Here is a 23,335-nt window from a genome sequence, read left to right as displayed (position 1 = left end):
CATAACAACAAGACTTCCAGGAGATCCGCTATGCCACACCCGAACCTCGAACCGGACATCCCCAGCGCCATCGAACCGTGGCGCCAGAACCTCCGCGGCGAACACGAGCCCCTGCTGCGCGGCCCCCGCCCGGCCTGGTGGTGGACCGGCCTGGCGCCGGAGAACTGCCCCGGCCTGCAGCCCGACGGCCGCCTCACCGCCCTGCCCCAGCCCGACCTCACCACCTGTACCCGCGAATCGGTACTGGCCGCCTTCGACAACGGGTGGACGCTGACCGAGGTGCTGTTCGCCAGCCTGCAGGGCGAGGAAGCCTTCTACCGCCCGCCCTACCACCACCTGCGCCACCCGATGGTCTTCTATTACGGCCACCCGGCGGCGCTGTACATCAACAAGCTGCGCGTCGCCGGCCTCATCGACACGCCGGTCAATCCGTACTTCGAACGCATCTTTGAGACCGGCGTGGACGAAATGCGCTGGGACGACATGTCGAAGAACGAGATGCGCTGGCCCAGCTTCGCCGAGGTGCACACCTACCGCGAGCAGGTCTACCTCACCGTGCGCCGCCTCATCGAAACCCACCCGGGCCTCGTCCGCGGCCATGCCCCGATCACCATGGACGACCCGCTGTGGGCGCTGTTCCTGGGCTTCGAGCACGAGCGCATCCACATCGAAACCTCCTCGGTGCTGATCCGCGAACTGCCCCTCGGCGACGTGCGCCGCCCGGAAGAGTGGCCGGCCCTGCACGCCAGCGCCGGCACGCCGGCCCACTTCCCGCCGATAGCGGGGACGGATTTTCCGTCGCCGCGGCTGGTGGACATCCCGGCCACCACGGTACGCATCGGCAAACCACGCAACTGGCCGAGCTTCGGCTGGGACAACGAATACGGCGAACGCCGCGTCACGCTGCAGGCTTTCAAGGTGGACACGCTGCTGGTCAGCAACGGTGCCTTCCTGGAATTCATCCAGAACGGCGGCTACCTGGAGCGCCAGTGGTGGACCGACGCCGGCTGGGAATGGCGCGGCTTCCGCAACAGCAAGTGGCCCTGTTTCTGGATGGCGGACGGCCCGGCCGGCCTGCACCGCTACAAGCTGCGCACGCTGTTCGAAACCATCGACATGCCGTGGAACTGGCCGGCCGAGGTCAACGCCCACGAAGCCGCCGCCTACTGCGCCTGGCGCAGCGCCCGCGACGGCATCCCCTGTAGGCTGCCCACCGAGGCCGAGCACCATGCGCTGCGCGACGCTTCGTGGGCCGACACCGATCCCCCCGCCCGCCACGACGGCGCCACGCTGGCCGTTGCCTACGGCTGGAACAGCCAGCTTGCCAACGGTTCCCCGTGGCCGGTGGATGCCGGCACGCCCAGCCAGGCCGGCGCCCACGACGTGTTCGGCAACGTCTGGCAGTGGCACGGGGACGATTTCCACCCGCTGCCCGGCGCCCGCGTCCATCCCTACTACGACGATTTCTCGACGCCCTGCTACGACGGCCAGCACCAGATGATCCTCGGCGGCTCGTGGATCTCCTGTGGCGATGAGGCCAGCGTGTGGGCACGCTTCCACTTCCGCCCGCACTTCTTCCAGCACGCCGGCTTCCGCGTCGTGCAGGCCGCTCACGACGGCAACGTGGTCAAGCTCGACGGCGAAGACAGCGCCAGCCAGGTCTATGAAGACGCGCGCATGGTGGACGACTACATGCTCCTCCACCACGGCGAACCCCAGACCCAGATGCCCTGGGCCGGCGGCCCCCAGCGCACCACGTCCTTCCCGCAGCGCTGCGCCGACTGGCTGCTCGACGCCGCCCGGCAATACGGCAGTGGCACCGCCTGCGCGCTGGACATCGGCTGCGCGGTGGGCGGCGGCAGCTTCGAACTGGCCCGCGGCTTCAGCGAAGTACTCGGAGTGGATCTGTCGCGTGCCTTCATCGACGCCGCCACCACGCTACAAAAGGATGGCAGCCGGCCCTTCTTCCGCCGCGACGAAGGTGAACTGGGCGAAACCATCACGGCGCGCATCGACCCGGTCATCGAACGCAGCCGGGTGCGCTTCCGCCAAGCCGACGCCTGTTCGCTACCGGCCGAGCTGACCGACTTCGACGCGGTGCTGCTGGCCAACCTGCTGTGCCGCCTGCCCAGCCCGATGGCCCTGCTCGGCCGCCTCGGCGGGCCGCGCGGGCTGGTCAAGGTCGGCGGCCTGGTCGCGCTGTTCTCGCCCTACTCCTGGCTGGAGCAGTTCACGCCGCGGGAATCCTGGCTCGGCGGCTACCAGAAGGACGGCCAGGCGGTACGCAGCGCCGACACCCTCAAGGCCTTCCTGGCCGCCGAAGGCTTCGTGCTGCGCCGGGAGGAAGAAGTACCTCTGGTGATCCGCGAACACGCCCGCAAGTACCAGTTCATCGTCACCCACGGCATGCTGTGGCAGCGGGAACGCTGAACGCCCCGCCGGCCTGAACTACTCCGGCAGGCTGCGGGCCGCCGGCAGGCCGCTGCCGAGGGCCTGCGCCCGCAGCACCTGGGCGGCCTCCGGCGCGGCTTGCCGGAAGCGCTGGAAGGCATCGGCGGCGGCGGCCCCGTTGCCTTCGGCCAGATAGCTCATCGTCAGCAGGCCCAGCGCCGGGGCCAGGTTCGGCTGCGTTTCGAGCACGCTCTCGGCCTGCGCCCGGGCCTTCTGGAACAGACGCGCGCCGAGATAGGCCTGGGCCAGGTGGATGCGCGCATCCAGCGCCGAGGGTTTCAGGCTGACCGCCTTTTCCAGGGCCTGGATGGCACGCCCGAGGTTGCGGCTGCGCAACTGGGCCTCCCCCAGATTGACCCACGCATTGACCTGCTCCGGGTCGAGGCGCACCGCGGTCTCCAGCGCCTCCACGGCTTCGGGCAGGCGGCCCAGCTTGATCAGCGCAAAACCCTTGCCGCTCCACGCCAGCACATTGACGGGATCGATGTCGATGGCCCGGAGTTCATAGCGCAGGGCACCCTCCATGTCGCCCTTGGCTCCCAGGATCCGGGCGGTCGTCAGGCACATGCGCAGCAGCTTCGGATCGGCCGCCTCGACCCGCCGCACCAGCGCCAGCGCCTGTTCCGGATTGCCGGTACCGAGCAGGCTCTCCGCCCAAGAAACCTGCTCGTCCGGCGTCATGCTGCTCAGGGCGTCGAGCTTCTGGAAGGCCATGCCGGCCTCCCGCGGCTTGCCGGCGGCCATATAGGCCAGCGCCACCTGGCGCCAGCCTGCCACGCTCTTCGGATCGATCTCGATGGCCTTCAGGGCATCGTCGAGGGCTGGCTGCACGCGCTTGAGCTCCAGCCGGATCATGCTCCGGTTGGCCAGATGGATGGCTTGGCCGGGCGCCAGCCGGACCGCCTGATCGAAGGCCTTCTCCGCCTCCGCGAGGCGTGTCAGCTTCAGCAGTACCGCACCGAGCCCAGTCCAGGCATCGGCCGACTCGGGCGCCAACTCGACGGCTTTGCGCATGGCCTCCTCGGCAGGCCCCAAGCGTCCCCGATTGAGTTCCGCAAAGCCGAGAGCCAGCTGTGTCTTTTCGGCGCCGTTATGGTTGATGGCGGCATCGCGGGCCACCTGGCGGGCTTCGTCGGGCCTGCCGGTTTCGGCGTAGAGCTCGGCCAGGCGCCGCCGCGCCGCGCTGTCCGGATCGCCCAGGCGCAGTGCCGTCGCAAACGCCTTCACGGCATCGTCCCGCTTGCCCAACCGGTCTTCGATCAGCCCCAGCTGGCGCCAGGTGGACGCGCTGCCGGGGTTCCGCCGGATGGCCTCCTGCGCGGCAGCCTCGGCCTCGGCCAGGCGTCCTTCGTCGAACAGCCAGCTGGAACGCAGCAAAGGCGCCCAAGCGCTGAAAGGCTGGCGGCGCGCCGCTTCCTGCATGGACTTCTCGGCTTCGTCGCGCGCGCCGCGGCGATACTGCACGGAAGCCAGCAGCTCCCACGCCTGGGCAAGATCGCGGTCCAGCTCAAGAGCTTTCCGCAGGCTGGCCTCCGCTTCGGCATAACGCTGCAGCTCCATGAGGCTGCTGCCATGGATGAGGGCGGCGGTCGCGGAACGCGGCTGGGCGACCATCCAGGCCCGCGCGAGGGGCTCCAGCTCAGTCCATTTCCGGGCTCCGGCCAAGGCCTCGACCTCTGTCGTCCAGCCCCTCTCCGGCGCCGGCAGCGCGGGTGGCGGTGGCGGCTCGTCGCCACCGACCAGGATGCGCGCCACCTGCTCGGCCGGCAGGATCATGTTGAAATTCTGGCCGGTACCGAGCACCGCCCGGGTGATGCCGAGCAGCCGCCCTTCCCGGTCGAACAACCCGCCACCGCTGGAGCCGGGCGACTGCGGCGCAGTGGCCACGAGAAAGGGCTGCGGCAGTTCGAGCCGGGCGCTGGCGAGCAGGCCGGCGCTCACCGCCAACCCGAAGCCGAGGGGATTCCCCACCGCGAACACCGCTTCGCCGACGGCCTTTCCATCGACCTGGCGCAGGGGGACCGGCGCAGCCGTCAGGCCGCCGACGGCCAGCAGGCACAGGTCCGCCTGCGCATTGCGGCGCAGCCAGCGCCCAGCCAGTTCGCGCGGGCCGGTCAGCACACGGATCGCACTCGCGTCCTCGATCACGTGGCAGTTGGTCGCCACCAGTCCGGCCCCGACCACCACACCGCTCCCCTGGACCGCAAGCTTCCCCTGCTCATCGAAGGTCTTGATCGTCACCACGGAGGGCGACACGCGCGCGAAGACGCGTTCAGCGTCGCCTCCCTCGCGAGCCAGCGCACCCTTTCCGGTCAGGCCGGCGAGCACCAGCACCAGTACAGCCGCCTTTTTCATCGGGCAGCCTCCTCGTAGGGGGAGAGATAGTTGAGGTAGGCCTCTTCCGCCGCCTTGCCGTCGATCGCCCGCAACCTGTCGTAGGTGCTGCGCGCCGCATCCCGCTGGCCCAGGGCCTGGTGGGCCGCCATCAAGGCGCCCCAGACCTTCGGCTGGGCCGGGTCGAGCTGCAGCGAACGCTCCAGCACCGGCAACGCCTCCTTGTGGCGCGCCAGGACGCTCAGCGTGAAACCCTTCTGGCGCCAGTTGCGCGCATCTCCCGGCACCCGCGTCGCCAGTGCATCGAACACGGCCAGCGCCTCCGCCGGACGCCCACCGTCCTTCAGTGTGACACCCAGTTGGTAGCGCCAGTCATCCTGCGCGGGCTGGGCCTCCACGGCCTCCTTGAAGGCGGCGATCGCGTCGGGGTAGTTCTTCAGCCGGTAGTGGGCAAAGCCGATCCCCGCCCACGCCCGGTCGGGCTCCTCGAACCTGCGTGCCAGGCACGCCTGGTAAGCCTCGATGGCCGCCTCCGGACGCTCCAGGGCGCCCAGTGCAATGCCGCGCCAGAACCAGGCCGTTGCGCCGTCACGCTCCGCCTCGGGCAGGCGTTCGATGACCGTCAGCGCGCGGGCGGGCTGGGCCGCGTTGATGTAGGCCCGCGCCAGGCCGAAGCGCGGCCCCGACGCTTCCGGATACAGGCCGGTGATCCGCGACCAGATCGAAATCGACGTGGCGTGATCCCCGCGGAGCTGGGCCAGCTCCGCCAGGCCCCGGTAGGCCTCGATGAGCCAGGGGTCGAGCTCGATGGCGGTACGGTAGGCCGCCTCGGCGTCCTTGTTGAGGCGGGCGGCCGTGCGTACCTGCCCGAGCACCAGATGAACCACGGCCAGCTCCCGGTGCTCGGCGGCCAGCGTGACGGCCAGCGCCAGCGCCTCGTCCCGCCGTCCGCCAGCCAGCAGTGCCGACACCAGGCCGATCCCCCACTCCGCCCGCTCCGGGGCCATCCGGCGCAGCGCGGTCCAGGCTTCGAGTTCCCGGTCGGCCTGCTTGAGGCCGCGGGCCGCGGCCAGCCGGAAGCGCCAGGCGTCAATGTTGTCGGGCTCGCGGCGAATCCATTCCGTCGCCTGGGCATCCAGTTCCTGCCACTTGGCCTGCTTCATCAGCAGGGTCGCCGCATCGTAGCGTTGCAGGGCGGCGGTGGCCGCCACGGCCCGCACCTCGATCTCGTCGCTCCAGGCGATCGCCGCCGCGAAATTGACGTTCTGGCCGTCGCGGCGGCGGTAGTCGATGATGCCCACCACGGCGCCGGATTCATCCACCAGCGCCCCGCCCTCGGAGCCCGGCGAGATCGGCGCGGTGAACTGGATCAGCTCGCCCACCGGATAGTGCCGGACACCGGCCACCACGCCCTCGGAGATCCCCACGCCCAAGCCCAGCGCGTTAGACAGCGCAAAGACGCGGCTTCCGGCGGCCGGCAGGCTCCGTCGCAAAGCCACGCCGGATGACGGCAGCCCGTCGACGACGACCAGGCACAGGTTGCGTTCCCGGTCCCGCGCGGCGAGGCGTGCCGCGTGCGCCTGCGCCCCGATCTTCAGCGTCAGCCCGCCGGCGGAATCCAGCCCTTCACACACCGTGACGAAGCGCCCTGCGCCGATCTCGGTGGCGGTCAGCCCCCCGGTCGCCTGCCCCTTGCTGCCGGCCACTTCGAGCACGGCCACGGCCGGCGACGCAAGGGTGAAGACCTGCTGGGGGCTGAGGGCCTGGGTCGCTTGCGGCCCGAGCAGGGTTCCGCACAGGCAGCACATGCCAAGCATGCCGCCCCGGGCGGCAAGGTAATGCGACAGACGAAGGGACAGTGACATTCCCGCAGCTCTCCTGGTGATGGGAGGGATCCCATCGATGGCGTTTGAATTTATCCCGGGAACATTACCATTGCCGCGGGCCGGCCAGGGTGAAGCGCCTCACACCGCCAGCGTCTCGCGCATCCATTCGACGAACACCCGCACCCGCGCCGGCAGCAGGCGCGCGTGCGGATAGACCACGCTGACCGGCCGCGGCGGCTGTTCGTAGTCTTCGAGCACCGCCTGCAGGCGCCCATCGGCCAGGTGGCCGGCGATCTGGTAGGACAGGAAGCAGCCGAAGCCAAGCCCGGCCACGCAAGCGTCCACCGCCGGTGCCACGTGGTTGAACTCCAGCCGCCCCTTCACCGGCACGCCGAAGGATCGGCCCTTGTCCTCGAAGCGCCACCAGCCCCCTGACCCCGACAGGAAACCGATACAGTCGGCCTGCAGCAGATCCTTCGGATGGGTTGGCACCGAGTGACGCACGAGGTAGTCCGGACTGGCCACCACCATGCGCCGCACCGCGCCAACCGGATGGGCGATCAGCGTCGAATCCTCCAGCGCGCCGATGCGGATGCCCACGTCGATGCCCTCTTCCAGCAGGTTCACCACCCGGTCGAAGAGCAGCAGACGGCAGCGCAGCTGGTCGTGGCGCAGCATGAAGCGGTTCACCGCCGGCGCCACGTGGAACTGGCCGAACAGCACCGGCGCCGTCACCGTGAGCTGGCCGGACAGCTCGCCGGCCTCCTCCTTCAGGGCGGCTTCCGCCTCGTCGAGGGAAGCCAGCAGGTTGCGGCAGCTCGCCAGGTAATGCCGCCCCTCCTCGGTCAGCGCGATACGGCGCGTCGTTCGGTTGAACAGGCGCACGCCCAGTTCGGCTTCAAGCGCCGCCAGCGTGCGCACCACCGCCGGCAGCGAACTGCCCAGGCTGCGCGCCGCGGCGCTGAGGCTGCCGTCGTCGGCGATGCGCACGAAGGTGGCCATGGCCTTCAGCTTGTCCATGGTCATTACTCCATCTATCGGATGAGTGAAATCAGGATTGCGCCATTTATCCACAAATCGGATCAACGCACACTAGCTGCCATCACCCACACCAAAGGAAGAAACCATGAACACCCCCGCCCAGCCGATCAAGCTGTACCGCTTCCCGCTCTCCGGCCACAGCCACCGGGCCGAACTCTTCCTGTCCCTGCTCGGCCTGCCCGTCGAACCGATCGACGTGGATCTGGCCGGCGGCGAGCAGAAAACGCCCGCCTACCTGGCGATGAACGCCTTCGGCCAGGTGCCGGTGATCCAGGACGGCGATGTGACCATCGCCGACTCCACCGCGATTCTGGTCTACCTGGCCCGCCGCTACGGGGATGCAAGCTGGCTGCCGACCGATCCCGCCGACGCCGCCCAGGTCCAGCGCTGGCTGTCGGTGGCTTCCGGGCAGGTCGCCTATGGCCCCTGCGCGGCGCGCCTGATCACTGTGTTCGGCATGGACTTCAACCCGAAGGAAGTCATCGCCCGCGCCCACGCGCTGTTCGCGGTGATGGAGAAGGAACTGGCCGAACGCCCCTTCCTCGCCGGCGACCACGCCACCATCGCCGACGTGGCCAACCACACCTACATCGCCCACGCACCGGAAGGCAATGTGTCGCTGGCCGACTACCCCAACATCCGTGCCTGGCTGGCCCGTGTGGAAGCACTGCCCGGCTTCATCCCGATGCCCGCCACCGCCATCGGCCTGGCGCTCTGACGACCATGGCCGGCCCCAGCTTCCACACCGGCGAACAAGCCCTGCAGGCCCGCGCCGGCAGCCGGGAACGGCTGGCCGAGGTCGGCCCGCGGGTGATCCGGCCGGCCATGCCGGAAACCCACCGGGCCTTTTTCGGCCAGTTGCCCTTCATCGTGGCCGGCGCGGTGGATGGCGACGGTCAGCCGTGGGCGTCGCTGCTTGCCGGCGCACCGGGCTTCATCACCGCACCGGCGGACGACCGCCTGCACATCGCAGCACGGCCGCCGGCCGGCGATCCGCTGGAAGGTCTGCTGAAGGCCGGCGCCCGCGTCGGCCTGCTCGGCATCGAGGCCCACACGCGGCGGCGCAACCGGGCCAACGGGCGGGTCGTCGCGGTGGATGGGGCCGGTATCGACGTCCATATCGAGCAGAGCTTCGGCAACTGCCCGAAGTACATCCAGCCGCGCCAGGCCGAATACGCGCCCAGACAGGAGGCCCGGCCAGACCGCCTGGATTTCACCGGGCTGGGCGAGCCGGTGCGCGCCCTCGTCGCGGCTGCGGACACCTTCTTCATCGCCAGCGCCCACCCGGACGACGACGGCCTGCCGGCCCACGGTGTGGATGTGTCCCATCGGGGCGGCCCGGCGGGCTTCGTGCGCATAGACGGCGACACGCTGACGGTGCCCGACCTGGCCGGCAACAACTACTTCAACACCCTCGGCAACCTGCTGCTGGCCCCGCGCGCCGGTCTGCTGTTCATCGACTTCGTCCACGGCGACCTGGCCTGGCTGGCCGCCAATGCCGAGATCGTTGACGACGCAGCCGCCCTCGCCGCCTTTCCCGAGGCCCGGCGCCTGCTGCGTCTGCACGTACGCACGAGCCGCTTCGCCCGGCGGGCCGTGGCGCTGCGCTGGCAGCCGCCGCCCGCCTGAGCAAGCATCCGATTCAGCGCTGCAGCGCCTGCAGGGTAATCTTCCTGATCGCGCCGTCGCAGCGCTCGGCCACCCGGCGGTATTCCTCCGGCGTGTCGATCTGCGCCTGCACCATCTCCACCTTGTTGATCTCGCGCCGCACGTAGGGCCCCCAGCGTTCCTCCAGTTCATTGGCGATGCGCGTCCGCGTCTGGCCGACCGGGCCGCGCCACGGGCCGCCGGTAGTGAAGCGGCGGGACAAGGTATCGGCGAGCTCCTTCTCGATGCCGGCCAGATGCTGGCGGTAGGCGTCCACGTGGCGCTGCTCGTGCTGGTAGATCTCCCGGTAGGCGCAGCTGCCCTGCGGGAATTCCTTCGCCACATACACCGTCAGCGGGCTGAAGCCGTAGGTCACGCTGATCTGCGGACTGGCACATTCCCACTGGCGCGACGCATCGACGCGGGACACCACCTTGGTCTCGAAACGCACGATGGCCGCCCCGCGCGTCAGGCCGAGCACCCGCTGCCCCGCCTGCAGGGAACGCGGCCCCATCAGGCTGAGGGTGCGCAGGCCGGTCACCGTATCCAGCCCGACCGGCTCCTCATGCAGTTTCACCGTCACCGACGGCTTCGGCAGCTCGTCGCAGACGTCGGCGAAACTGTTGCAGCAGAACAGGGCGAGCAGCAGGGGCAAAAAACGCATGGATTCGGGCTCAACGGATCTCACTCAGGAGGACCGCAGCCTAACAGCTGACGACGTTTGCGGGGCCCTACGCTCACCGTGCTCAACCACCCGGCGCATCGAAACGCACGCCCTGGGCCAGCGGCAGCGCGCTGGAGTAATTGACGGTGTTGGTGGCCCGCCGCATGTAGGCCCGCCAGGCGTCCGCGCCGGCCTCGCGGCCGCCGCCGGTCTCCTTCTCGCCGCCGAAGGCGCCGCCGATCTCGGCACCGGACGGGCCGATGTTCACGTTGGCGATACCGCAGTCGCTGCCGGCCGCCGACAGAAAGCGTTCCGCCTCGCGCAGGTCGGTGGTGAAGATCGCCGAGGCCAGGCCCTGAGGCACGCCGTTGTGCAGCGCGAGCGCCTCGTCCAGCGTGCGGTAGCGCAGCACGTAGAGGATCGGGCTGAAGGTCTCGCGGCGCACCAGCGCGCTCTGGCCGGGCATTTCCACCAGCGCCGGGCGCACGTAGCAGCCGTCGGGGCAGTCGGCCACCGCCACCACCTCGCCACCATGCACGCAGCCGCCCTCCGCGTAGGCCTGGACCAGCGCCGCGCGGTGGGCGTCGACGGCCACGCTGTCGATCAGCGGGCCGACCAGCGTGACGGGCTCCAGCGGATTGCCGACCGGCAGGCTGGCGAAGGCCGCAGTGAGGCGCGGCAGCAGGTGCGCCGCGACGGATTCGTGGACGATCAGGCGGCGCAGGGTCGTGCAGCGCTGGCCGGCAGTGCCGGCGGCGGAGAAGACGATGGCCCGCAGCGCCAGTTCCAGGTCGGCGCTGGGCGCCACGATCATCCCGTTGTTGCCGCCCAGTTCCAGCAGGCAGCGCCCGAAGCGCGCCGCCACCCGCGGCGCCACGCTACGCCCCATGGCCGTCGAGCCGGTGGCCGACAGCAGCGCCACGTCCGGATGGTCGGCCAGCGCCGTGCCGAGGGCGCCGGGGCCGATCACCACCTGGCTGAGGTCCGGCGGCACGCCGCCCGCCTCGGCCATCGCCTGCACCAGCAGTTCCTGGCAGGCCAGCGCGCACAGCGGCGTGCGCGACGACGGCTTCCACACCACGGCGTCGCCGCACACCAGCGCCAGCGCGGCATTCCACGCCCACACCGCAACCGGGAAATTGAAGGCGCTGATGACGCCGCACACACCGAGGGGATGCCAGCTTTCCATCAGCCGGTGGCCGGGCCGCTCGCTGGCCATCGTCAGGCCGTAGAGCTGGCGCGACAGGCCGACCGCGAAGTCGCACATGTCGATCATCTCCTGCACCTCGCCCTGCCCTTCGGACAGGATCTTGCCGCTCTCGATGCTGACCAGCCGCCCGAGCGCCGCCTTGTGCCGGCGCAGTACGTCGCCGAAACAGCGCAGCAGTTCGCCACGGCGCGGCGCCGGCACCTCGCGCCAGGCCAGGAACGCCGCCCGCGCCCGCGCCACCACGGCACTCAGGTCGTCGCACTCCACGCAACTGCCGATGCGGCTGCCATCGATCGGCGAGCGGGCCACCAGGCTGCCGGCCTCCGGCGCGGGCAGACCGAAACCGGCAAACAGTTCAGCAACTTCGGAAGACAGCAGCGGATGCAGCATGACGGACTCCCGGCGAGGTGATCACGCCGATTGGACAAGCGAACAGCAGGAACAATCCCGGCAAGGTCCGCTCACGCGCCTCAGGCATCCTTCCCGTGGCTTGCGCCGGCGGGGTGAGTTCATTCGCATCCAATTCAAAAGCAAGCCGCGGAGTGCAAGCCGGCCCGGCAAGGGCTAGATTGCGGGTATCAGCCTAGCGCATCCGACATTCCGACCATGGACGCCCCTCTCTTCAGCCATGCCGCCCAAACCCTTGCCGACCCGCGCTGGGCCGCCGTGCTGGCCCGCGACCCGACTGCCGACGGCCGCTTCTTCTACTCGGTGAAGAGCACCGGCGTGTATTGCCGTCCGTCCTGCGGCTCGCGCCGGCCACGGCCGGAGAACGTGGACTTCCACGCCAGCGCGGCGGACGCCGAAGCGGCCGGCTTCCGCCCCTGCCGACGCTGCCGGCCGGACCTGCCGCCCCTCGCCGAGCGTCAGGGGGCGCTGGTCGCCGAGCTGTGCCGCTTCATCGAGGACGCCGATCACGTACCGAACCTGGACGAACTCGCCCGCCAGGCCCAACTCAGTCCCTTCCACCTGCAGCGTCTGTTCAAGGCAACGACGGGACTCACGCCACGCGCCTACGCCGCCGCCCTGCGGGCCCGCCGCCTGCGCGACGGCCTGGCCGCCAGCCCATCGGTCAGCGCCGCCCAGTACGACGCCGGCTACGCCTCCAGCGGGCGCTTCTACGCCGACACCAACGCCGCGCTGGGCATGACGCCGAGCCAGTACCGGACCGGCGGCGCCGACACCGAGATCCGCTTCGCGATCGGCCAGAGCACCCTCGGCGCCATCCTGGTCGCTGCCAGCCCCCGCGGCGTCTGTGCGATCAGCCTCGGCGACGACGCCGATGCCCTCGCCCGCGAACTGCAGGACCGCTTCCCTCACGCCCGCCTGGTCGGCGACGATCCCGACTTCGCCGCGCTGGTGGCGCGGGTGGCCGGCTTCGTCGAAAGCCCCGCCCAGGGCCTCGACCTGCCACTGGACCTGCGCGGCACCGCCTTCCAGCTGCGCGTGTGGCACGCGCTGCGGGAGATCCCGGTAGGCAGCCGGCTGAGCTACACCGAACTGGCCCGCCGCCTCGGCCTGCCAAGGGCGGTGCGCGCAGTAGCCGGCGCCTGTGCGGCCAACACGCTGGCGGTGGCCGTGCCCTGCCATCGGGTGGTGCGCAACGACGGCGGCCTGGCCGGCTACCGCTGGGGCGTCGAGCGCAAGCAGGCCCTGCTCGAACGCGAGGCCCGACCATGACCCTCGACCTCTTCGCGGCGGCGGACCCGTGCCAGCCCATGGCTCCCGGTGCGGTGCTGCTGCACGCGTTCGCGCTGGCCGACGCGGAGGCCATCCTCGCCGACGTGCGGGCCATCACCGCCCAGGCACCGTTCCGGCGCATGTTCACGCCGGGTGGTCAGGCCATGTCGGTGGCGATGAGCAACTGCGGCAGCCTCGGCTGGATCAGCGACCGCCAGGGCTACCGCTACGTCGCCACCGACCCGGACAGCGGCCAGCCATGGCCGCCGCTGCCGCCGCGCCTGCTGCACCTGGCCGGCACCGCGGCGGAGCAGGCCGGCTTTCCCGGCTTCGTGCCGGACGCCTGCCTGATCAACCGCTATGCGCCGGGTACCCGCATGTCCCTGCACCAGGACCGGGACGAGCAGGACTTCACCCAGCCCATCGTGTCCGTGTCCCTCGGCCTGCCGGTCACATTCCTGTTCGGCGGTCTGGCCCGGAGCGACAAGGCCGCGCGCCTCACGCTGAGCCACGGCGACGTGCTGGTGTGGGGCGGCCCGGCACGGCTGCGCTTCCACGGCGTGCTGCCGCTGCTGGACGGCCAGCACCCGGCCACCGGTGCGTGCCGCATCAACCTGACCTTCAGGAAGGCGGGCTGACGATGGGAGGGACGGTTCTTCCCGACTCCAAAGTCCAAACCCTCGCCTCAGCCCCTGAGCCAGGGACCTGAGCACTGAGCCCGCCCCTACTCCCACGGCTCCATCAAGGATCACCGCCATGCGTCTCTCCCTTCCCGCCTCCTTCCGGCCCGCCGACATCCTGGCCTTCCAGGCCCGCGACCCGCAGCAGCTGGCCGAGCGGGTCGATGCCAACGGCTTTGCGAAGGGGCTTCTCTGGCACGGCGCGCCGGCCTGCCTGCGGGTCGCCTTCCAGCCCAGCCAGGTGGACGTGGAACTGGAGGTGGACGGCCCGCCAGCCAGCGCCGGGGCGGTTGCTGGCCTGGCCCGGCACGTCCTGGGCCTCGACCAGCCGGTGGACGCCTTCGAGGCGGCCCACCGCCACCATCCCCAGCTCGGCCCGCAGCTGGCTCACCACGCCGGGCTGCGCGTGCCGCAAGCCGCGACGCCCTTCGAGGCACTCAGCTGGGCTGTCACCGGCCAGCAGATCAGCACCGCTGCGGCGATTTCCATACGCCGCCGGCTGATCGCCTGCGTCGGGATCCGTCACAGCGGCGGCCTGGCCTGCTACCCGGACGCGGCGCAATTTGCCGCGCAGGACGAGGCTCACCTGCGCAGCGCCGGCCTGTCGCAAGCCAAGGCCGACACGCTGCTGAGGCTCGCCGGCCTGGTTGCCGACAGCAAGCTGCCGCTGGAGGCCTGGCTCACCACCACGCCCGCCGAGGAGATCCGCGAGCGCCTGCTGGCCATCCGCGGTATCGGCCCATGGACAGTGGATTACGCATTGCTGCGCGGCTTCGCGCATCTGGATGGCTCGCTGCATGGCGACGCCGCAGTGCGCCGCGGCCTGCAGAAACTGCTGGGAAGGGAAGAAAAAGTCGGCGAGGCCGAAACCAAAGCCTGGCTCGCCGACTTTGCGCCGTGGCGCGCACTGGCCGCGGCGCACCTGTGGGCGGCCGCGAAAGAAACGTAAAAGCCTACTTGAACCCGACCGCCACCATCCGGCGGCGCAGGAAGGCGATCTGCGTCTGCAGCGGCAGCCCCTTCGGGCACACGTCGTGGCAGCCGAGCAGCGACATGCAGCCGAACACGCCGCTGTCATCGCCGATCAGTTCGTAGTAATCCTCGTCGCTGCGCTCGTCGCGGGGATCGAGGCGGAAACGGGCGATCTTGTTGAGACCCACCGCACCGACGAAATCCTCGCGCATGCGCAGCGTGCCGCAGCCGGCCACGCAACAGCCGCACTCGATGCAGCGGTCGAGCTCGTAGATGGCCTCGGCCAGCTCCGGCGCCATCGGCGCCTCGATGGCGGTCAGGTCGGGCTCGGCCCGGCTGTGGATCCAGGTTTCCAGGCGCTCGGCGGTGCCGCGCATCCAGCTGCCGGTATCCACCGACAAATCGCCGATCAGCGCGAACACCGGTAGCGGCGCCAGCGTGATCAACGGCCCGAAGTCGCGGGTCAGGCTGCGGCAGGCCAGCCCCGGCCGGCCGTCGATGAGCATGCCGCAGCTGCCGCAGATGCCGGCTCGGCACACGAAGTCGAACTGCAGGGACGGGTCGAGGGTATCGCGGATTTCGTTGAGGGCGATGAACAGCGTCATGCCCTCCGCTTCTTCGACGTGGAAATCCTGCCAGTGGGGTGCGATGCCTTCGCCCGGGCTGCTGCGCAGGATGCGCAGCGTCAGCTGGCGGGGGGTGTCGGTGCTCATCGGTGTCGTCCTCCGCGGGGTGCGTCAGTGGCGGGCAGGCACGGCCTTGCCATGCGTCTGTCGGGCCCGGTAACCATCACCAGGCATCTCCCAGTCTTGCGTTGTGGCCCCGGAAACGCTGCGGGACCAGGTGCTCGTAGGGCATCAGGGCCTGCTGCACGATGCCGCGGTCGGCATGCCCGAAGGCCTCACGGATGGAGGCGATCTCGGCCGCCCGCGGCGCCGTCGCCGGGTGCTCGATGGCGTCCCGCGCGCCGTAGCCGCGCCAGCCCGGTGGCAGCTCCATGCCGCGCACGTCGAGGGCCTCGTAGGCCAGCGCCGGCAGGGTCTGGAACGGGTCGCTCCAGCTGGCGAGGGTGCGCTTGAGCCAGTTGGCGTCGTCCCGGCGCGGGAAGTCCTCGCGGTAATGGGCGCCGCGGCTCTCGGTGCGCTGCAGGGCGCCGTAGGCGACGCACAGGGCCAGCTTGAGCATCTTCTGCACGCGGTAGGCGGCCACCAGCTCCGGGTTGCTGCCCGGCCACCGCGTCGCCACGCCGATCCGCCGGCTGCGCTGGAGCAGCGCCTGGAGTTCGTCGACAGCCTCGGCCAGCAGGTCGCCGCGGCGGAAGATGCCGACCTTGTCGGTCATGATGTCCTGCATGCGCCGCCGGATGTCGGTGGCGCTCTCCGTGCCCTTGCCCTGCAGCAGCGTGTCGAGCTTGGCCTGCTCGGCTTCGAGGAATCCCCGCACCAGCGCGGTGGACACCTGCAGCTCGCCCGCCGGCGACTCCACGAAGTCGGCGATGTTCTCGCCAACGACCATGCCGGCTACCACCGTCTCGGCCACCGAGTTGCCACCGAGCCGGTTGAAGCCGTGCAGATCCCAGCACGCCGCCTCGCCGCAGGCGAACAGGCCGGCCAGGCCATGGGCTTCGCCGCGGGCGTCGGTGCGGATGCCGCCCATCGAATAGTGCTGAGCCGGCCGCACCGGGATGAAGTCGCGGGCCGGGTCGATGCCGAGGAAGTGGCGGCAGATTTCCTTCACCTCACGCAGGCGGCTGTCGATATGGGCCGCGCCGAGCAGCGTGATATCCAGCCACAGGTGTTCACCGAAACGGCTATTCACCCCATGGCCGGCGCGGATGTGTTCCTCCATGCGGCGGGACACCACATCGCGGGAGGCCAGCTCTTTCTTCTCCGGCTCGTAGTCGGGCATGAAGCGGTGGCCAGCGGCATCCTTCAGCAGGCCGCCATCGCCGCGGCAGCCCTCGGTGACGAGAATGCCCGCCGGGAAGATAGTCGTCGGATGGAATTGCACCGCCTCCATGTTGCCGAGGCAGGCCGCGCCGGTCTCCAGTGCGATCGCCGCGCCGATGCCTTCGTTGATCACCGCGTTGGAGGTGACCCGGTAGATGCGCCCGAAGCCGCCGGTGGCGATGCAGGTGGCCTTCGCCACGTAGGCGACGAGTTCGCCCGTCACCAGGTTGCGCACGACGGCACCGTGGCAGCGCCCGCCCTCGTGGACCAGCGCGATGGCCTCCATGCGCTCATGCACCGGGATGCCCTCCGCCACCGCCTTGTCGCTGACCGCATAGAGCATCGCGTGGCCGGTGCCGTCGCTCACATAGCAGGTACGCCATTTCTTGGTGCCGCCAAAGTCGCGAGCGGCGATCAGGCCGTGGGCCTCGGGCCGTTCGCTGAGCGTCACCCGGCGGCCGTCCATCACCACCTCCCGCTCGCCGGCGCTCACCCGGTTCCACGGCACGCCCCAGGCCGCCAGCTCGCGCACCGCCTGAGGCGCCGCATGCACGAAGAGGCGCGCCACGGCCTGGTCGCAGCCCCAGTCGGAGCCGCGCACGGTGTCCTCGAAATGCACGTCCTCGTTGTCGCCCTCGCCCTTGGCGGTGTTGCCGAGGCTGGCCTGCATGCCGCCCTGGGCCGCCGCCGAGTGGGAACGCTTGGCCGGCACCAGGCTGAGGATAATCACGTCGTGGCCGCGGCGCCGCGCGCCCACTGCCGCCCGCAGGCCGGCGAGGCCGCCGCCGATGACCAGCACGTCGGTGTAGATGATGCGCATGTCAGCCTCCCTTCCGGCCGGGCAGAAGTGCCGGCAGCGTCGCGACACCCGCCTCCACCGTGGCAGGCGCCCCGTCACCACCCGGCACGTAGCGCTCGCCGGCCCGGTCGGCGTGGGCGATGCCGAGCCGCACATAGGCCAGCAGGCTGACCAGGCCAAGCACGATGAAGAACAAGCTGAAGGCTGTCTTCAGCAGGCGCAGACGGCGCCGGGCAACATCCGGGTCGCCCGGTGGCAGCCAGTCCCATTTCAGGGCCAGCCGGTACAGGCCGATGCCGCCGTGGATTTCCGCCGCGAACAGCAACAGCAGGTACAGCGGCCACATGCTGCCGGTCCAAACGCGGTCGGCGGATTCGTACGGGCCGATCAACTCGGGATGCACCAGCATGCCGTACAGGTGGATGCTGGCCAGGAAGAACAGCGCAAAGCCGGTCCATAGCTGGAGCCACCACAGGCCGGTGTCGTCGTGGCGCAGGCGCACCCGGTGTTCGGCGAAGGCCTTGTATTGGCGGAAGCTGGCCGGGAACTTGCGTAGCGCAAGCCAGGCATGCAGTACGAACACCGCGAGCACGCCGCCGACCACGCAGGAGACGATCCACGGCTGCGGCGTAGCGAGGAAATAGGCGCCCTCGAAGAAGCGCGCCACCGTGTAGAAGGCCTCCTGGCTGATCAGGATCGACGACACGAAGAACATGTGGGCCACCAGGAACAGCGCCAGGAACAAGCCGGACGCGCTCTGCAGCAGATCGAGCCGCGCCGGCCAGCGGCTGCGGCGGAGCGCTGGATGCGCGGCGGCGTGCGGCTGCGCAAGCGTCTCCGGCGCCGGGCGGGCGACGGGAGATGGCAGCGTGGCGCTTCGTTCGAGCATGCGGGTCATGGCGATGGACCTCGAAATGCCACTCCCTGTGCGGGGGAGGAAACCGGCCGGGTCGCAGGCAAGACGCGCAGGCTGGGCAACTGCTGGAGCGCCCGCCTCAATATCGACTCGGCATTTCAATCTAGCACAAGACTATTGCACCGCAGCATATGCCCGGCGCACCACTGCCGCCGCGATCCCCGGACTGAGCGACAAATGGCGCGGCAATGTCACATACGCACCACACGCACCGGAGCCAAGTCCTTGATTCCTTTTGCTGCAGCGCACTGGCGCAGAACCTGCTTGAAGGGGGACACCTATTTGCGGAGCGCATCATGCCGAAACCGAAGAAGCACATCCTCGTCTGCGTCCAGGGCCGTCCGCCCGGCCACCCGCGCGGCTCCTGCCAGGAAAAGGGCTGCAACACCGTGTGGCAGGCCTTCCAGCAGGAATTCCAGCAGCGCAACCTGTGGAACGACTTCCTGCTGACCAACACCGGCTGCCTCGGCCCCTGCCAGGCCGGCCCCAGCGTGCTGGTCTATCCGGACAACGTGATGTATAGCGGCGTGACCACCGCCGACGTGACCGCCATCGTCGAGGAGCACATCCTGCTCGACCAGCCGGTGGAACGCCTGAAGGCCCCCGAAGGCATCTGGTGATCCGCGCCGCCGGGCGCGGCGCGGGGTAAACTGGCGGGCCTCAGCACAGCCTGCTTCCCGCCATGCAGATCTGGATCGACGCCGACGCCTGTCCGGCGGTCGTCAAGGACATCGTCTTTCGCGCCGCCGAACGCCTGGAAATACCGACCATCCTGGTCGCCAACCGGATGTTGCGAACGCCTCCGTCGCGCTTCATCCGGGCCGTCCAGGTACCGTCCGGCTTCGATGTGGCGGACGCCCACATCGTCAGCCAGGTCGAGGCCGGCGACCTGGTCATCACCGCCGACATCCCGCTGGCCTCGGCGGTGCTCGAACGCCAGGCCCACCCACTGAATCCCCGCGGTGAGATGTACACCGCCGCCAACATCGCCGAGCGCCTGTCGATGCGCAACTTCCTCGAAGAACTGCGCGGCGCCGGTGTGCAAACCGGCGGCCCGCCCGCCTTCAGCCAGGCGGACCGGCAGGCCTTCGGTGCCGCACTGGACCGTTTCCTGGCCCGCGCGATGCGCACTTGAACAGGGGTCAGCCCAGCTTCAACGGTGCCGCGCAGCCGTCGTCGATACCTTCGAGCTCGATCTGGATGGTCGGGTGCTGGATGCGGAAACGCTTTTCCAGTTCGTGGGCGAGGCTCGTGAAGAACGCGTCGCCGGGGTGACCACCGGGCATGACCAGATGGGCGGTCAATGCCACGTCGGAGGTGCCGAGTGCCCAGATGTGCAGGTCGTGGACGCCGTTCACACCGGGTTGGCTGCGCAGCCAGGCATGCACTTCGAGCAGGTCGATGCTGTCCGGCACACCGTCGAAGACCAGGTGCAAGGACTGGCGGAACAGGCCCCAGGTGCCCAGCACGATGACCACTGCGATGGCCAGGCTGACCAGCGGATCGAGCCATTGCCAGCCGAAGTGCAGGTATAGCGCGCCGGCCGCGACCACGCCCAGGGACACCAGCGCGTCGGCGGCCATATGCAGGAAGGCGCCGCGGATGTTGAGGTCGTCCTTGCTGCCCGACATGAACAGCGCCGCGGTGATGCCATTGACCACCACGCCGATGGCCGCCACCACGATGATCGTCCAGCCGCCCACCGCCTCCGGCGCCTGCAGGCGTTGTACAGCCTCCAGCGCCAGCGCCCCCATCGCGAACAACAGCAGCATCGCATTGGCCAGCGCGGCGAGGATGGACGCACGCTGCCAGCCGTAGGTGCGCTGGTGGGTCGGGCGCAGGCGGCCGGCCAGCGCGGCGCCCCACGCGAGGATCAAGCCAGCGACATCGGACAGGTTGTGGCCGGCATCGGCGAGCAGCGCCAGAGAATCCACACGCCAGCCGTAGAAGGCCTCGATGAGGACGAAGCCGATATTCAGGGAGATACCGATCGCGAAGGCACGGTCATAGGACACCGGGCCGTGATGATGGTGGCCGTGGCCATGCCCGTGGTGTCCGTGAGCATGGGCATGGTCGTGATGGTGATGATCGTGGTCACCGGCGTGGTCGTGGTGATCGTGATCGTGATCGTGATCGTGATCGTGGGCAGGGTGGTCGTTACTCATCAGGCTTGCAGCATCAGTTCATCCACGCTCTTGCGTATCGAGCGGGACCAGGGGACGGAAGACACGCCGACCCGGCAGAAGAAAGTCAGCGCCTGCTCGCGGCCGAAACCGCCGATGCGCTCGAACTCCTCCGCCAGCGCCGCAGCGCCGCGGCCGATTTCGGGCAAGGCGGAAAAGCTGCGGCCGGCGCGGGCATACCAGCGGAAGATAAGCGGCGTCATCTCCGGCTGCAAGTGCAGGCCAACGGACGTGGCGGTCAGCCACAGGCGCTGCAGTGCGATACCGCCGCGCACGTAGTCCTCGACACTCGTCGGCGCCTGCTCGGGGCGGATCAGCACGTGGGACGCGCAGGCCAGCGCCGGGATGTAATCCAGTTGCACCCGCGGTGCGATGGTGCCGCCCAGGTATTTGTTGAAGAACTCGACCCGGCCCCAGCTGGCCATCACCCATTCCATCAGGCGCGCGGTGAGGCTGTCCACGCCGACCGCCTGCTCCGGAATGCGGTCCTTGCTGTAGCGGCTACGCCACTCGATGATGTCCTTGTGCACCGGGAAGGCTTCCGGGCAGGTCAGGCGCAGGTAGGCGTTGCGCCACAGCAGGCCGGCCACCTGGCGGCGCGCAGCGAAGGACTCGAAGAACTGCACCGTATAACCGGCTCCCGGCGCGGTAGCCAGGGCCTGGCGCTGGGCCTCGGTCAGCGGCGTGGTGCGCATCGGGCGGCGCTGCACCACGCGCGTCTCGACGAAGGGGAGCAAGGGATCGGCTGCCAGCCCGGGCTGCTCCGCCAGACGAACATCGAACACCGGCGCCGCGTCGGTGGACGCCGGCCGCAAACTCCAGCTCGCCGCCAGCCCTTCGCCGCTGGCGGCGATGCGCAGGGTTTCCAGCAACGCCCCATGGGCCATGTGGCTGGCGTGGCCGTCGAAATCGTAGAGGCACCAGTCGCGGGTGTCGTTGCCATGCACGGCAAGGTGGTCGTCGCCGAGGATCTCGAAGCGCCACGGCTGGGTGTTGTCGCCGCTGGGCGCCCAGCGGGCCAGGTCGAGGATCTTCAGCAGGGTTTCGCGGCGGGTCATGGCCGGTCTCCTCAGGCGCGCGCCGCCTCGCGCATCGCCCGCAGCTGACGGCGGGCGATGGCAAGGCCGATGCGCTGGATCGGGTTGTCGTTGCCGCCGGGCCGCCAGGTCTTCACGTAGCGGTTGCGGTAGGCATCGAACTGGAAGCCCCACGGCGCGCACAGCACCTCGCCGCGGCCGAGCAGGATCTTCAGGGATTCGGTGGCGGTCACGCCGGCGCACAGCTGGCACGCGGCGATGGTGCTGGGGCCGCGGCGAGCGACGAAATCGACCCGCGACGGATCGGCCAGATAGGCCCGCTGCAGCATGGCCGGCGACAGGCCGAGCAGGAAGCGCACCGCCATCTCGTCCTCGTCGCAGCCATCGAGGCGGAAATACTCCTCGAAGCTCATCCGTCCCGGCAGGAAGCTCAGCACCGCCGTTCCCATGCCCAGCGGCGCCGCCGTCACCGCCGGAATGCGGTGACGGTGGCAGGCATTGAAAGTGTCGCGGCGGGCAGTGAAGGCGAAGAAGTCGAGGCCATCCACGTAGAGATCGACGCCGGCCAGGAACTCGTCCAGATTGCCAGTATTGACGCCACTGCCGAACACGCGGATGTCCACGTCCGGGTTGATGTCGCGGGCCATCTCGGCCATCACTTCGGCCTTCGGGCGGTCGAGGGTGGACATCATCGCGCCGGCCTGGCGGTTGAAATTGACCAGGTCGAAGGTATCCATGTCGGCCACATGGAAAGCGCCCACGCCCAGACGTGTCAGGGTCAGCAGGTGTACGCCCCCCACGCCACCCACACCGGCGATGGCAACCCGCTTGCCGCGCAGCGCAGCCTGCTCGGCCTGGGTAACCCAGCCGATGTTGCGGGAGAAGGCTTCGTCGTAGTCAAAAGCGCGGCGCGACATGCTGTCTGTATCCTTCGGGCAGTGGAGTCTTATGATACGACAGTTCCCTGCCGACCCATTCGACCCGTCCACGCCCCAAGCCGGGTGACGAAGCACGCCATTGGCATGAAGGCGTACTACAATTCAAACAGATACCCATTTCCCTTCAAGGAATCAGTATTACCAGCCGTAAATGGGTATCGCCAGTAATTCAGACTTCAAGGGCTACCGCCATGTCGCTACTCGATCGCTTCAGCCTCGGTGAAGGATTCAGGAAGTATTTCGAGATCGCCACTGCCTTCGACGACGCCGGCCGCAACGATGTGTTCGGCATCCGGCACGAGGTGTATTGCGAAGAACTCGGCTTCGAGCCGGTCCGCCCGGACCGCCGCGAGACGGACGAATACGACCGCCACAGCCTGCACTGTCTGATGCGCACCTCCTCAGAGCCGCATTCGCTGGTGGGCTGCAACCGCCTCGTGATGGCCCGTCCCGAAGAACCGGACTACCCGATGCCCTTCGAACGCACCTGCGCCGCCACGCTGGACCGCTCCATCATCGACCCGGCCAAGGAACCCCGCGGCGCCATCGCCGAAGTCTCGCGCCTCGCCGTACGCGCCTACTACCGCCGACGCAAGGGCGAAACCAAGGCCGCAGTGGCGATCAGCGACGAGGATTTCGGCACCAAGGAACAGCCGCGCTTCCCGTACATCCCGATCGGCCTCTACCTGGGCGTGATCGCCCTCGCCAAGCACGAGGGTATCGAGACCCTGTTCGTCCTCACCGAGCCACGGCTGGCCGATCATTTCGCCAAACTGGGCGTCAAGATCACCCAGATCGGTGGCCCGGTCGAGCACCGGGGCATCCGCGTACCGTCGATGATGAACGTGGACAGCATCATCAAGGGCCTGCGTTTCTTCGTGAAACCCATCTGGCGCGTCGTCGCCGAGGAAATCGAAGCCGGCTACAGCACCGGTCATCCGTCCTTCCGGCCGACCTGATCCTCTCTCCCCGATCCGGGGATTCTCCTGCGGCACCGGGTTCCGGAGC

General features: G+C 69.4%; 20 protein-coding genes. 9 read left to right on the top strand and 11 right to left on the bottom strand.

Annotation, left to right across the window (positions count from 1 at the left end; all coding sequences use genetic code 11):
• The first annotated feature begins 30 nt into the window (after positions 1-30).
• Positions 31-2,430, top strand: coding sequence for a 5-histidylcysteine sulfoxide synthase (ovoA, locus tag AC3QL2_RS15410; protein WP_493231319.1), 2,400 nt, complete (start codon positions 31-33; stop codon positions 2,428-2,430).
• Between the two features lie 18 nt (positions 2,431-2,448).
• Here the strand turns inward: ovoA and AC3QL2_RS15405 are convergent, their stop codons facing one another.
• The 3 genes from AC3QL2_RS15405 to AC3QL2_RS15395 all read right to left on the bottom strand — a co-directional run bounded on the left by AC3QL2_RS15405 (position 2,449) and on the right by AC3QL2_RS15395 (position 7,631).
• Positions 2,449-4,806 carry a serine protease gene (locus AC3QL2_RS15405; protein WP_493231318.1) on the bottom strand — a complete coding sequence of 786 codons (2,358 nt, stop codon included), beginning with the start codon at positions 4,804-4,806 and terminating at the stop codon, positions 2,449-2,451.
• Positions 4,803-6,650 (bottom strand): tetratricopeptide repeat protein, encoded by a 1,848-nt coding sequence (locus AC3QL2_RS15400; protein ID WP_493231316.1) that lies wholly within the window; start codon positions 6,648-6,650, stop codon positions 4,803-4,805. Before AC3QL2_RS15400 ends, AC3QL2_RS15405 begins: the two co-directional genes overlap by 4 nt.
• Before the next feature lie 99 nt (positions 6,651-6,749).
• Positions 6,750-7,631, bottom strand: a complete 882-nt coding sequence (locus tag AC3QL2_RS15395) for a LysR family transcriptional regulator (protein ID WP_493231314.1) — start codon at positions 7,629-7,631, stop codon at positions 6,750-6,752.
• Between the two features lie 106 nt (positions 7,632-7,737).
• Here AC3QL2_RS15395 and AC3QL2_RS15390 point away from each other — a divergent pair, with 106 nt between their 5' ends.
• Positions 7,738-8,370 carry a glutathione S-transferase family protein gene (locus AC3QL2_RS15390; RefSeq protein WP_493231312.1) on the top strand — a complete coding sequence of 211 codons (633 nt, stop codon included), beginning with the start codon at positions 7,738-7,740 and terminating at the stop codon, positions 8,368-8,370.
• Positions 8,371-8,375: 5 nt separating this feature from the next.
• On the top strand, positions 8,376-9,281 hold the full coding sequence (locus AC3QL2_RS15385) for a pyridoxamine 5'-phosphate oxidase family protein (RefSeq protein ID WP_493231310.1): 906 nt from the start codon (positions 8,376-8,378) through the stop codon (positions 9,279-9,281).
• A 13-nt stretch (positions 9,282-9,294) separates the two neighbouring features.
• On the opposite strand, the gene AC3QL2_RS15380 is transcribed toward AC3QL2_RS15385, so the two are convergent.
• The gene (locus AC3QL2_RS15380) at positions 9,295-9,963 is read right to left on the bottom strand and encodes a hypothetical protein (RefSeq protein WP_493231308.1); all 669 of its coding nucleotides are present in this window, start codon (positions 9,961-9,963) and stop codon (positions 9,295-9,297) included.
• A gap of 82 nt (positions 9,964-10,045) precedes the next feature.
• A complete protein-coding gene (amaB, locus tag AC3QL2_RS15375; RefSeq protein WP_493231306.1) occupies positions 10,046-11,563 on the bottom strand; it encodes an L-piperidine-6-carboxylate dehydrogenase in 1,518 nt (505 codons plus the stop codon).
• Positions 11,564-11,779: 216 nt separating this feature from the next.
• Between amaB and ada the strand changes: the two genes are divergently transcribed.
• The 3 genes from ada (at position 11,780) to AC3QL2_RS15360 (ending at position 14,482) form a co-directional block, all read left to right on the top strand.
• A complete protein-coding gene (gene ada / locus AC3QL2_RS15370) occupies positions 11,780-12,853 on the top strand; it encodes a bifunctional DNA-binding transcriptional regulator/O6-methylguanine-DNA methyltransferase Ada (protein WP_493231305.1) in 1,074 nt (357 codons plus the stop codon).
• Positions 12,850-13,491, top strand: a complete 642-nt coding sequence (gene alkB / locus AC3QL2_RS15365) for a DNA oxidative demethylase AlkB (protein WP_493231303.1) — start codon at positions 12,850-12,852, stop codon at positions 13,489-13,491. Before ada ends, alkB begins: the two co-directional genes overlap by 4 nt.
• A 118-nt stretch (positions 13,492-13,609) precedes the next feature.
• Positions 13,610-14,482, top strand: coding sequence for a DNA-3-methyladenine glycosylase family protein (locus AC3QL2_RS15360; protein WP_493231301.1), 873 nt, complete (start codon positions 13,610-13,612; stop codon positions 14,480-14,482).
• A gap of 4 nt (positions 14,483-14,486) precedes the next feature.
• On the opposite strand, the gene AC3QL2_RS15355 is transcribed toward AC3QL2_RS15360, so the two are convergent.
• The 3 genes from AC3QL2_RS15355 to AC3QL2_RS15345 all read right to left on the bottom strand — a co-directional run bounded on the left by AC3QL2_RS15355 (position 14,487) and on the right by AC3QL2_RS15345 (position 18,151).
• Positions 14,487-15,218: a fumarate reductase iron-sulfur subunit gene (locus tag AC3QL2_RS15355; protein WP_493231300.1), complete on the bottom strand. Its 732-nt coding sequence runs from the start codon at positions 15,216-15,218 to the stop codon at positions 14,487-14,489.
• Positions 15,219-15,294: 76 nt separating this feature from the next.
• A complete protein-coding gene (locus AC3QL2_RS15350) occupies positions 15,295-17,274 on the bottom strand; it encodes a fumarate reductase flavoprotein subunit (RefSeq protein WP_493231298.1) in 1,980 nt (659 codons plus the stop codon).
• A 1-nt stretch (position 17,275) separates the two neighbouring features.
• Positions 17,276-18,151, bottom strand: a complete 876-nt coding sequence (locus AC3QL2_RS15345; protein WP_493231296.1) for a fumarate reductase cytochrome b subunit — start codon at positions 18,149-18,151, stop codon at positions 17,276-17,278.
• 314 nt (positions 18,152-18,465) lie between these two features.
• Between AC3QL2_RS15345 and AC3QL2_RS15340 the strand changes: the two genes are divergently transcribed.
• Positions 18,466-18,789: a (2Fe-2S) ferredoxin domain-containing protein gene (locus AC3QL2_RS15340; protein WP_481117372.1), complete on the top strand. Its 324-nt coding sequence runs from the start codon at positions 18,466-18,468 to the stop codon at positions 18,787-18,789.
• Positions 18,790-18,851: 62 nt separating this feature from the next.
• Positions 18,852-19,304 carry a YaiI/YqxD family protein gene (locus tag AC3QL2_RS15335; RefSeq protein ID WP_493231294.1) on the top strand — a complete coding sequence of 151 codons (453 nt, stop codon included), beginning with the start codon at positions 18,852-18,854 and terminating at the stop codon, positions 19,302-19,304.
• Positions 19,305-19,311: 7 nt separating this feature from the next.
• On the opposite strand, the gene AC3QL2_RS15330 is transcribed toward AC3QL2_RS15335, so the two are convergent.
• Genes AC3QL2_RS15330 through AC3QL2_RS15320 form a run of 3 tightly spaced genes read right to left on the bottom strand, consistent with a single transcriptional unit; the run spans position 19,312 to position 22,306 of the window.
• Positions 19,312-20,334, bottom strand: a complete 1,023-nt coding sequence (locus tag AC3QL2_RS15330) for a cation diffusion facilitator family transporter (RefSeq protein WP_493231292.1) — start codon at positions 20,332-20,334, stop codon at positions 19,312-19,314.
• Positions 20,334-21,410, bottom strand: coding sequence for a nitroreductase family protein (locus AC3QL2_RS15325; RefSeq protein ID WP_493231291.1), 1,077 nt, complete (start codon positions 21,408-21,410; stop codon positions 20,334-20,336). The genes AC3QL2_RS15330 and AC3QL2_RS15325 overlap by 1 nt, the downstream gene beginning before the upstream one ends.
• An 11-nt stretch (positions 21,411-21,421) precedes the next feature.
• A complete protein-coding gene (locus AC3QL2_RS15320; RefSeq protein WP_493231289.1) occupies positions 21,422-22,306 on the bottom strand; it encodes a ThiF family adenylyltransferase in 885 nt (294 codons plus the stop codon).
• Positions 22,307-22,518: 212 nt separating this feature from the next.
• Here AC3QL2_RS15320 and AC3QL2_RS15315 point away from each other — a divergent pair, with 212 nt between their 5' ends.
• Positions 22,519-23,286 (top strand): PEP-CTERM/exosortase system-associated acyltransferase, encoded by a 768-nt coding sequence (locus AC3QL2_RS15315; RefSeq protein ID WP_493231288.1) that lies wholly within the window; start codon positions 22,519-22,521, stop codon positions 23,284-23,286.
• Positions 23,287-23,335: the final 49 nt, after the last annotated feature.

Source organism: Zoogloea sp. GW822-FHT05C07 (assembly GCF_058800215.1).
Note: the sequence above shows the minus strand (reverse complement) of the source record. Positions and strands in the feature narration are given on the sequence as shown.

Excerpts from the sequence above, each read along its gene's own strand:
- ovoA (WP_493231319.1), top strand. The coding sequence starts at position 31 with ATGCCACACCCGAACCTCGAACCGGACATCCCCAGCGCCATCGAACCG.
- AC3QL2_RS15405 (WP_493231318.1), bottom strand. The coding sequence starts at position 4,806 with ATGAAAAAGGCGGCTGTACTGGTGCTGGTGCTCGCCGGCCTGACCGGA.
- AC3QL2_RS15400 (WP_493231316.1), bottom strand. The coding sequence starts at position 6,650 with ATGTCACTGTCCCTTCGTCTGTCGCATTACCTTGCCGCCCGGGGCGGC.
- AC3QL2_RS15395 (WP_493231314.1), bottom strand. The coding sequence starts at position 7,631 with ATGGACAAGCTGAAGGCCATGGCCACCTTCGTGCGCATCGCCGACGAC.
- AC3QL2_RS15390 (WP_493231312.1), top strand. The coding sequence starts at position 7,738 with ATGAACACCCCCGCCCAGCCGATCAAGCTGTACCGCTTCCCGCTCTCC.
- AC3QL2_RS15385 (WP_493231310.1), top strand. The coding sequence starts at position 8,376 with ATGGCCGGCCCCAGCTTCCACACCGGCGAACAAGCCCTGCAGGCCCGC.
- AC3QL2_RS15380 (WP_493231308.1), bottom strand. The coding sequence starts at position 9,963 with ATGCGTTTTTTGCCCCTGCTGCTCGCCCTGTTCTGCTGCAACAGTTTC.
- amaB (WP_493231306.1), bottom strand. The coding sequence starts at position 11,563 with ATGCTGCATCCGCTGCTGTCTTCCGAAGTTGCTGAACTGTTTGCCGGT.
- ada (WP_493231305.1), top strand. The coding sequence starts at position 11,780 with ATGGACGCCCCTCTCTTCAGCCATGCCGCCCAAACCCTTGCCGACCCG.
- alkB (WP_493231303.1), top strand. The coding sequence starts at position 12,850 with ATGACCCTCGACCTCTTCGCGGCGGCGGACCCGTGCCAGCCCATGGCT.
- AC3QL2_RS15360 (WP_493231301.1), top strand. The coding sequence starts at position 13,610 with ATGCGTCTCTCCCTTCCCGCCTCCTTCCGGCCCGCCGACATCCTGGCC.
- AC3QL2_RS15355 (WP_493231300.1), bottom strand. The coding sequence starts at position 15,218 with ATGAGCACCGACACCCCCCGCCAGCTGACGCTGCGCATCCTGCGCAGC.
- AC3QL2_RS15350 (WP_493231298.1), bottom strand. The coding sequence starts at position 17,274 with ATGCGCATCATCTACACCGACGTGCTGGTCATCGGCGGCGGCCTCGCC.
- AC3QL2_RS15345 (WP_493231296.1), bottom strand. The coding sequence starts at position 18,151 with ATGACCCGCATGCTCGAACGAAGCGCCACGCTGCCATCTCCCGTCGCC.
- AC3QL2_RS15340 (WP_481117372.1), top strand. The coding sequence starts at position 18,466 with ATGCCGAAACCGAAGAAGCACATCCTCGTCTGCGTCCAGGGCCGTCCG.
- AC3QL2_RS15335 (WP_493231294.1), top strand. The coding sequence starts at position 18,852 with ATGCAGATCTGGATCGACGCCGACGCCTGTCCGGCGGTCGTCAAGGAC.
- AC3QL2_RS15330 (WP_493231292.1), bottom strand. The coding sequence starts at position 20,334 with ATGAGTAACGACCACCCTGCCCACGATCACGATCACGATCACGATCAC.
- AC3QL2_RS15325 (WP_493231291.1), bottom strand. The coding sequence starts at position 21,410 with ATGACCCGCCGCGAAACCCTGCTGAAGATCCTCGACCTGGCCCGCTGG.
- AC3QL2_RS15320 (WP_493231289.1), bottom strand. The coding sequence starts at position 22,306 with ATGTCGCGCCGCGCTTTTGACTACGACGAAGCCTTCTCCCGCAACATC.
- AC3QL2_RS15315 (WP_493231288.1), top strand. The coding sequence starts at position 22,519 with ATGTCGCTACTCGATCGCTTCAGCCTCGGTGAAGGATTCAGGAAGTAT.